At 63.6% G+C, this 7,858-nt stretch carries 7 protein-coding genes; 5 read left to right on the forward strand and 2 right to left on the reverse strand.

Annotated elements, in window-relative coordinates; genetic code table 11:
• The first annotated feature begins 13 nt into the window (after positions 1–13).
• The 3 genes from ACM6I6_RS00940 to ACM6I6_RS00950 all read left to right on the forward strand — a co-directional run bounded on the left by ACM6I6_RS00940 (position 14) and on the right by ACM6I6_RS00950 (position 4,300).
• Positions 14–1,030, forward strand: coding sequence for a succinylglutamate desuccinylase/aspartoacylase family protein (locus ACM6I6_RS00940; RefSeq protein ID WP_414919255.1), 1,017 nt, complete (start codon positions 14–16; stop codon positions 1,028–1,030).
• A gap of 87 nt (positions 1,031–1,117) precedes the next feature.
• Positions 1,118–2,737 (forward strand): mechanosensitive ion channel family protein, encoded by a 1,620-nt coding sequence (locus ACM6I6_RS00945; protein ID WP_414919256.1) that lies wholly within the window; start codon positions 1,118–1,120, stop codon positions 2,735–2,737.
• Positions 2,738–2,803: 66 nt separating this feature from the next.
• Positions 2,804–4,300: a diguanylate cyclase domain-containing protein gene (locus tag ACM6I6_RS00950; protein WP_414919259.1), complete on the forward strand. Its 1,497-nt coding sequence runs from the start codon at positions 2,804–2,806 to the stop codon at positions 4,298–4,300.
• Between the two features lie 169 nt (positions 4,301–4,469).
• Here ACM6I6_RS00950 and ACM6I6_RS00955 read toward each other — a convergent pair whose 3' ends face one another.
• Positions 4,470–4,769 carry a hypothetical protein gene (locus ACM6I6_RS00955; RefSeq protein WP_274075723.1) on the reverse strand — a complete coding sequence of 100 codons (300 nt, stop codon included), beginning with the start codon at positions 4,767–4,769 and terminating at the stop codon, positions 4,470–4,472.
• A gap of 200 nt (positions 4,770–4,969) precedes the next feature.
• Between ACM6I6_RS00955 and ACM6I6_RS00960 the strand changes: the two genes are divergently transcribed.
• A complete protein-coding gene (locus ACM6I6_RS00960; RefSeq protein ID WP_323608990.1) occupies positions 4,970–5,665 on the forward strand; it encodes a tRNA (adenine(22)-N(1))-methyltransferase in 696 nt (231 codons plus the stop codon).
• A gap of 2 nt (positions 5,666–5,667) precedes the next feature.
• Here the strand turns inward: ACM6I6_RS00960 and ACM6I6_RS00965 are convergent, their stop codons facing one another.
• Complete coding sequence (locus ACM6I6_RS00965) at positions 5,668–6,486, reverse strand: AraC family transcriptional regulator (protein ID WP_323609015.1); 819 nt, start codon at positions 6,484–6,486, stop codon at positions 5,668–5,670.
• 96 nt (positions 6,487–6,582) lie between these two features.
• Between ACM6I6_RS00965 and ACM6I6_RS00970 the strand changes: the two genes are divergently transcribed.
• A complete protein-coding gene (locus ACM6I6_RS00970; RefSeq protein ID WP_323608989.1) occupies positions 6,583–7,539 on the forward strand; it encodes a threonine dehydratase in 957 nt (318 codons plus the stop codon).
• The last annotated feature ends 319 nt before the right edge of the window (positions 7,540–7,858 follow it).

Raw genomic sequence — 7,858 nt, forward strand, 5'->3', positions numbered from 1 at the left:
GGAGGACAAACGGATGGCACAGGATATTTCGTTCAGCGTTCGCAACAACAATGGCGATCCGGTGCAGGTCGGAGTCTGGCGCTTCGAGGGTTCCGAAGGTGGACCGAAGGTGCACTTGCAGGCCGGGGTGCATGCCGATGAAATCGCCGGCATGCTGGTGCTGCATCTGTTGATGCAACGCCTTGAAGCGGCTGAGTCGCAAGGCCGGCTCAAGGGCAGTGTGACGGTGGTGCCACAGGCCAACCCGCTGGGCATCGGCCAGTTTCGCCAGGGGCGGATTCTTGGGCGCTATCACGATGCAACCGGGCATAACTTCAACCGGGGTTTCGATCAGTCGGCCGCGATGCAGCGACCTTCGACCGCTGTCCAGGTGTGGCAACAGAAACTGGTGCAACTGGCGGCGCCGGCGGATGTGGTGCTGGACCTGCACACCGACGACGAGGCGCTGCCCTACCTTTATGTGCACCGCAGTTTCTGGCCCCGTGGCCGTGAACTGGCGGCGGCGCTGCGCATGGACGTGGCGATCATCTGGGATGACGGCGACGACGGCTCCTTCGAGGAAACCATCATTGCCCCGTGGCTGCGCGAGGGCACGACCGCGCAACGCATGGCCGCGACCCTGGAGCTGCGCGGGCAGGGCGACGTCAGCGACCGTTTCGCCGCACAGGATGCCCAGGGGCTTTACGCCTGGCTCTGTGGCCAGGGGGTCATCGAGGATACGGTGGCGCCCGCCGACTGGCCGGTCGAGGCGGTGGAGATGGGCCACATGGAGACCGTTCTTGCGCCGCAGCCTGGGGTGCTGATCTTCGAGAAGGAGCTGGGCGATCGGGTCGAGCAAGGTCAGCGCTTCGCACGCATCCTGCGCCGCCCCGGCGATCCGTCCTCCGAGGTGGTGCTGTATGCCGAGCAGACCGGGCGCCTGGTCACACGCTATCGCGATCGCCTGATCGCCCAGGACATGGGGGTGGCGAAGTTCACCGGCAGCCGCCCGTCGCGCAACTGGAGCGGTGGGTTACTCGACCCCAACTGAGTGGCGCCTATCTGACAACCGCTCATCGCTGGACTACGCTGCGATACGTACCCTTGTCCAGAACCTGTGACGTAAGGAAACCGATGCATGCGGAGCAGGCTCCTCACCCCATTGATCGTCATGTTCGCGATGTGTTGGTCGATACTGCTGTGGGCCGAGGATGCGGCGAAACCGCTGGATCCTGCACCTACGCCAGCGGAACTGAAGATCGCCAATCGAAGCATCATGGTGTTTCGCGGCGCGCTGCTGGGTGAAACGCCGCAGACCCGGGTCAAGCGGGCCAGGACAGCGATCAACGAAGCACTGGATGACGAGGACGACCTGCGGGTCACCCTCGATGCCATCCAGGACAGCTACCTGGTGCTGCTGGGTGCCAAGCGCGCCTTTATCGTGTCCCCAAAGGATGTCGATGCCAGCGAGTTCGAATCGGTCAGGCAGGCGGCAGAAAGTGCCGCCGACAAACTGCGCCAGGTGGTGGCGGAAACCGGGGAAGCCCGCAGCCTGCATCTGATTTTCCGGTCACTGGCGGGCGCAGCGATTGCCACCGGTATTTATGTCGCCTTGCTCTGGGGCATGGCCTACCTGCGCCGCCGCTTGCTGAAGAAACTGCCGGACCTGATGCACCGACACACCCAGGCCCTGAAAGTAGGGCGGGTGCAGGTGATCGATGCGAACTACCTGTATCCGCTAGTCAGCCGCTTGCTGGGGTTACTGCGCTGGCTGGTCGTGCTGCTGCTGACCTACGAATGGCTGGGTTTTGTCCTGTCGCGGTTTCCTTACACCCGGCCCTGGGGTGAAAGCCTCAACAACTACCTGCTGGAAGTCGCAGGTTACTTGTTCGAGGGTATCGTCGGCGCCATACCGGGACTGGGCGTGGCCCTGGCAATCTTCTTCATTGCCCGGGGCACCACGGCCTTTGCCCGACGGATCCTGCGGCGCATGGCCACGCCCGGCACCTTCAGCTGGTTGAACCAGGAAACCTTGCAACCGACCCAACGGCTGACGTCGCTGGCCATCTGGCTGTTCGCCCTGGCGATGGCCTATCCCTACCTGCCGGGCGCTGGCACCGATGCGTTCAAGGGGCTGTCGGTGCTGATCGGCCTGATGATTTCCCTGGGCGCTACCAGTGTGGTCGGGCAGGCGGCGGCCGGTTTGATCCTGACCTACACCCGCACCTTGCGCCCCGGCGAGTTCGTGCGCATTGGCGAATACGAAGGCACGGTGACTGAACTGGGCATGTTCACCACGCGCATTCGTACCGGCCTGGGGGAGGTGCTGACGCTGCCCAATTCAATGATCACCGCCACCGTCACCAAGAACTATTCGCGCACCGTGCAAGGCCCGGGTTACGTGGTCGACACTGTGGTGACCATCGGCTACGACACGCCGTGGCGCCAGGTCGAAGCGATGCTGCTGGAAGCGGCCCGGCGCACCCCCGGCGTCCTCACTGATCCACCGGCGCAGGTGTTCCAGACGGCCCTGTCGGATTTCTATCCCGAATACCGCCTCGTGGCCCAGGCCATCCCCAGCCAGCCACGCCCGCGCGCGTTGTTGTTGAGCATGTTGCACGCCAATATCCAGGATGTGTTCAATGAGTACGAGGTGCAGATCATGTCGCCGCACTATCTGGGCGACCCGGACTTTGAGAAGCGGGTGCCCAGGGACCAGTGGTATGCCGCCCCGGCGCAGAAAGAAGGGCAGCGCTGAGGTGGGCCGCGAGTGACCAGACGCCACCGTGCTTTCGCCGGTTTCATTCTCCTGGCCGTAGGCCTGATGGGCATGTCTGCGCTGTTGTTGCTCAAGTCCGAGACGCAACGGCGGGAAACGCGTTTTTCCGAATACGTGCAGAACATTTCCGGCATCGTGCGCAATCAGCTCGACACCAACGAAGCGGTACTGGCCGGGTTTTCCGCTTTTCTCCAGGCGGTCGACCAAAGCGACACCGAAGCGGCGGCGCGTTATGCCGCCGCGGTGATGTCGGCGTACCCGCATCTGTACATGCTCGAAGCGGCACGCGCGGTGCCGGTGGCCGAGCAGGCAGCTTTCGAAGCGCTGCTGCGCCGCACCTGGCGACCGGACTTCACCCTCAAGGATTTTCCCACCCTGACTCGGCAACCCGCCCGGCACCAGGCCTTTCTGCGCGAGACCTGGCCGGTGCTGTTCATGTACCCGGTGCTGTCGGAGGCCAATGCGATCTACGGCGTCAGGCTGGAAACCGTCGGTTATCTGTCCCATGCGCTGGCCCGCACCTACAACAATCCCAAGCCGGTGGTCTCGCCGGTGTTCTCCATGTACGAGGGCGGCGATGCGTTCATTCTGATGCAATCGGTCAACCGGCCTGAACGAGTGCGCGAAAGCTCCCGACCGAATTTCTTCGGCAGCACCATGGTCGCCTTGCTGTTGATCAGGACCGGCTCGCTGCTGGATGCTGTGATTCATGCCAACGTCGACTCGCGGGTGCACATTCGCGCGGTGCTGCAGACCGCCGCCGGCACGGAAAGCCATGTCTTCGCCACGGGGACCTCGGATGCCGGATTGATCGATGGTTTTTTCCTGCCCCTGCTTGAAGAACGGGTGGAGATTCACAGTGCCTCGCAGCCGATGACGTTGCTGTTCGAGCGTCAGTTGCGCCTGGCCGACGTCCTGACCGGGCAAGCCTTGGCACTCCTGGCGATACTGGGTGCGGCGTTCGTGCTGATCCCGCTGCTGCTGATCCGGCATTTCAAGGCGCTCGAGCGGGCAGACGCCGAGCACCAGCGCTCGGCTTACCTGGCCACCCATGATGTGCTCACCGATCTGCCCAACCGCTACCTGTTTGCCGAACGCTTCGAGCAGGCGCTGTCCCGCTGGAAGGGCGACCGGGTGCCGTTTGCGGTGCTGTTGATCGATCTGGATCATTTCAAGGACATCAATGATCGGTATGGCCATGAGGTCGGCGATCAGGTCTTGCGCGCGCTGGCCAGTCGCATGCTGGGGGCCACGCGTACGGGGGACACGGTTGCCCGCTATGGCGGCGATGAGTTCGTGGTGCTGGTCACCGACCTGGCCGATCCGGATATGGCCGAGGTCAAGGCTTCGAAGATGTTCGAGGCGATTGGTCAGTCAATCGTTACCAGTGCGGGGGAGATTTCACTCTCGTGCAGTATCGGCATTGCCCTGTGTCCGTTGCATGGGCAGACGCTCGACACCTTGCTCAAGGCGGCTGACCAGGCGATGTATGGGGTCAAGCAACTGGGACGAAAGGGCATTGCCGTGACCAGGGCCCTGTAAGAGCTGGCTTGCCAGCGAAGGCGGCCTCCCACGGGGGCACCCCGGTCAAGCTGTAGGAGCTGGCTTGCCAGCAATGGTCGTCAACGATGACGCGAACTGTCTGAATGACTGCGTTGTCCAGACGTTTTTCGCGAGCAAGCTCGCTCCTACAGGAGCGAACGCCGCCAGATCAATGCCTGCACTCCGACAACACCACCTGGCAGGTACGGGGTGTGCCACCCGACCGGCCGGCATAACGGATGCAGTTATTCAAGGATTTCTGCCGCGCGATGCTCAAGGTGTTGCCCCAGGCGAGACCACCCTCGCCGGCAGTGGGCAGTGCCTTGGCATAGCAGCTTGAGCCCATGTTCGAGGCCGAGTAGCGGGCCGTGGAGGACTTGCCTGAACATCCCGCCGTCAGCACCAGGTTGATGGCGATAAGGGAGGGCAGGACCCATGACATGCATTGGCTCGCGGTGATTGCGGTCATCCCGTTTCCCCTGGATCAGGCGGCTGTAAACCTGTGGTGTGCCTGATCAGTCTAGACGGCCGGGGCCCCGGCGGGCGTGCGGCCGATCAACAGTCATGGCGCCCTTGTCGCATGGATTTGAAATGCACGGCATTACCCGCCAGAATCGCCTCCGTTTCGGCCAAAGGTGCCGGACGTTCGCGGTGAAAAAGGGGCTGCAGTTGAACGAACAGACATTGTCCATGCGCCTGGAGCGCGTGGCGGCGCATGTGCCCGTCGGGGCGCGCCTGGCCGATATCGGCTCGGATCACGGCTACCTGCCGGTGGCGTTGCTGCGCCGTGGCGCCATCGCGGCGGCGGTGGCCGGCGAGGTGGCGTTGACGCCGTTCCACGCGGCCGAACGCACCGTGCGCGAGAGTGGCCAGGCGCAACGGATCACCGTACGCCTGGCCAATGGCTTGGCCGCGATCGAGCCGGGAGACGGGATCACGGCGATCACCCTGTGCGGCATGGGTGGCGAGACGATCCGCGACATCCTCGACAGCGGCAAAGCACACCTGAGCGGCCAGGAACGCCTGATCCTGCAACCCAATGGCGGCGAACAGCCCCTGCGGCAATGGCTGATGGACAATGGCTATCGCATCCTCTGCGAGGAAGTGCTGCGGGAAAATCGCTTCGACTACGAAATCATCGTCGCCGAGCGTACCGGACCGGTGGTGTATAGCGCCGAGGAGCTGTACTTCGGCCCGCTGCAGATACAGGCCCGCAGCCCGGCGTTCCTGGTCAAGTGGCAGCGAATGCTGCGCGTGAAGCAAAAGACCCTGAGCCATTTCGGCCGGGCGCGGCAGGCGGTGCCTGAGGACAAGGTGCAGGAGATTGCACGGCAGGCCCGGTGGATCACCGAGCGGCTGGCTTGAGCCTAGTACCGCGTGCTTTCACGCAACTGCGCCGGACTCACGCCAAGGCGCTGCTTGAAAGCGGTCGTCATGTGCGCCTGGGAGTTGAAACCGCAGGCGTGGGCGATCTCCGCCAGCCGCGCGGTCGAGTCGCGCATCAGGGTCCGCGCCTTGGCGAGGCGGCGGTCGATCAGGTAACTGTGGGGGCTTCTACCCGTCGCGGTCTTGAAGGCCCGCATGAAATAGCCTTCGGACAATCCGAGCAACTGCGCCATCGCCTGTACACCCAGCGGACCGCCGAGGCCGGCGTCGATGAATTCATCGAGCAAGCGCATGCGGCTGGCGGTTATCGAGCCCTGCAGCGGTGCCGATAGCGCTTCGTTACCCTGGGCCCGTTCAGCCAATGCGAGGGCCCAGGCTTCCCAATCGTCTGCCACTCTGGGCTGTAACAGCGCGCGGCGCATCCGCAAGGCGAGGGCGGTAGCCTGTGGATCGATGCGGTTATTAAAGGCACGATCCCCCGGAAGCGCCAAACCGTCGGTGCGCAGCACCCGCAGGTACTCACCGCCCGTGGGCGATTCGGACAACACATCACACCCTTCGGGGACAAACGCCAGGCCGTTGGGCATGGCCACGAAGGGCTGCACCCGATCGCTGCCGATGGCGTGTCGGCCGCGCTGGCTGTCGAAAGCAAAGCCAATTGCCGACTGGGTCGCTACATAGCGGGTCGCGTAGGCGCTGCCGGGTAGCAATTCGATCGCCCAGGGCCCGGCCTCGATGCGGCGCACCGGTTCAGACGGGAAGGGCGGTTGCTGGCGGTTGTGACGGTTCATGAACACCATAGTAGAGAAAAGAGGCCGCAAAAGTCAGGTCGGTTTTCTGAAAGCCGGCCAGTGGCGCCCGTGTCTACACTGGGCAACACCTCAGGGAGACGCCTCATGTACAGACTGACTCGCGACGATATCGAACAAGCTGCCGGCCTGGTCTACCAGGTAATGCCTGCCACCGCGCAGTACGCCTGGCCCTTGCTGGCCGAGCGGTTGGGTTGCACGGTGTGGGTCAAGCACGAAAACCACACGCCTACCGGTGCCTTCAAGGTGCGAGGCGGCATTACTTTCATGCACTGGCTAAAGCGCACCCATCCCGAGGCGCAGGGCATTGTCACCGCTACCCGCGGCAACCATGGCCAGAGCCTGGCACTGGCGGCGACCGCACTGGGTTTGCGCTCGCTGATTGTCGTGCCGCAGGGAAACTCGCTGGAGAAGAACAATGCCATGCGCGGCTTTGGCGGTGAAGTGGTCGAGTATGGCCGCGATTTCGATGAGGCCCGGGAAGAGGCCGCCCGCCTGGCGAGCGCCCATGGCCTCTACCTGGTGCCGCCGTTCCACACCGAGCTGGTCAAAGGCGTGGCCACCTATGCGCTTGAGCTGTTCAAGGCCGCGCCGGACCTGGATACCGTCTACGTGCCGATTGGCTGTGGCTCGGGCATCTGCGCGGTCATCGCCGCCCGCGATGCGCTGGGCCTGAAAACCGAGGTGGTGGGTGTGGTCTCCAGCGAAGCGGCGGCCGCGAAACTTTCCTTTGAAGCGGGTGCAATATGCGAAACCGCGTCAGCCGATACCTTTGCCGACGGCCTGGCCGTGCGCAAGCCCATTGCTGAAGCCTTTGCCGTCTACGCGCGAGGTGCGGCGCGGATCGTGTCGGTCACAGACGCGCAGATTGCCGAGGCCATGCGCGTGTATTACACCGATACCCACAATCTCGCCGAAGGAGCAGGCGCGGCGGCCCTGGCAGCGCTTATACAGGAGCGTGAAACGATGGGGGGCAAAAGGGTGGGTGTGATTCTGTCCGGGGGGAACATCGACAGATCAGTGTATGCGCGAGTGATTGGGTGACGGCAATTGGCGTCGTACACAAATGCCATGCCTGGCACATCCCCTGTCTGGGGCGTCCTACTGCCATCGCCGGCAGGCCGGCTCCCACAATTGGTCGGCGTCGTTCACCAATTCCGTGCTTGGCGAAGATCTCGGGTCTGACGAAGATCCCCTGTAGGAGCTGGCTTGCCAGCGAAAGCGGTCTGACATCCAACATCGATGTCGACTGACACGGCGCCTTCGCTGGCAAGCCAGCTCCTACAGTTGATCGGCGTTGTACACAAATGCCGTGCCTGGCACATCCCCTGTCTGGGGCGTCCTACTGCCATCGCCGGCAGGC

This window comes from Pseudomonas sp. IT-P218 (assembly GCF_949767605.1).
Classification (GTDB): Bacteria; Pseudomonadota; Gammaproteobacteria; order Pseudomonadales; family Pseudomonadaceae; genus Aquipseudomonas; species Aquipseudomonas putida_AE.

Bases quoted from the DNA above. Each gene is read 5' to 3' on its own strand.
- ACM6I6_RS00965 (WP_323609015.1), bottom strand. From the start codon at position 6,486: ATGGTGTTCATGAACCGTCACAACCGCCAGCAACCGCCCTTCCCGTCT.
- ACM6I6_RS00945 (WP_414919256.1), top strand. From the start codon at position 1,118: ATGCGGAGCAGGCTCCTCACCCCATTGATCGTCATGTTCGCGATGTGT.
- ACM6I6_RS00950 (WP_414919259.1), top strand. From the start codon at position 2,804: ATGGGCATGTCTGCGCTGTTGTTGCTCAAGTCCGAGACGCAACGGCGG.
- ACM6I6_RS00955 (WP_274075723.1), bottom strand. From the start codon at position 4,769: ATGACCGCAATCACCGCGAGCCAATGCATGTCATGGGTCCTGCCCTCC.
- ACM6I6_RS00940 (WP_414919255.1), top strand. From the start codon at position 14: ATGGCACAGGATATTTCGTTCAGCGTTCGCAACAACAATGGCGATCCG.
- ACM6I6_RS00970 (WP_323608989.1), top strand. From the start codon at position 6,583: ATGTACAGACTGACTCGCGACGATATCGAACAAGCTGCCGGCCTGGTC.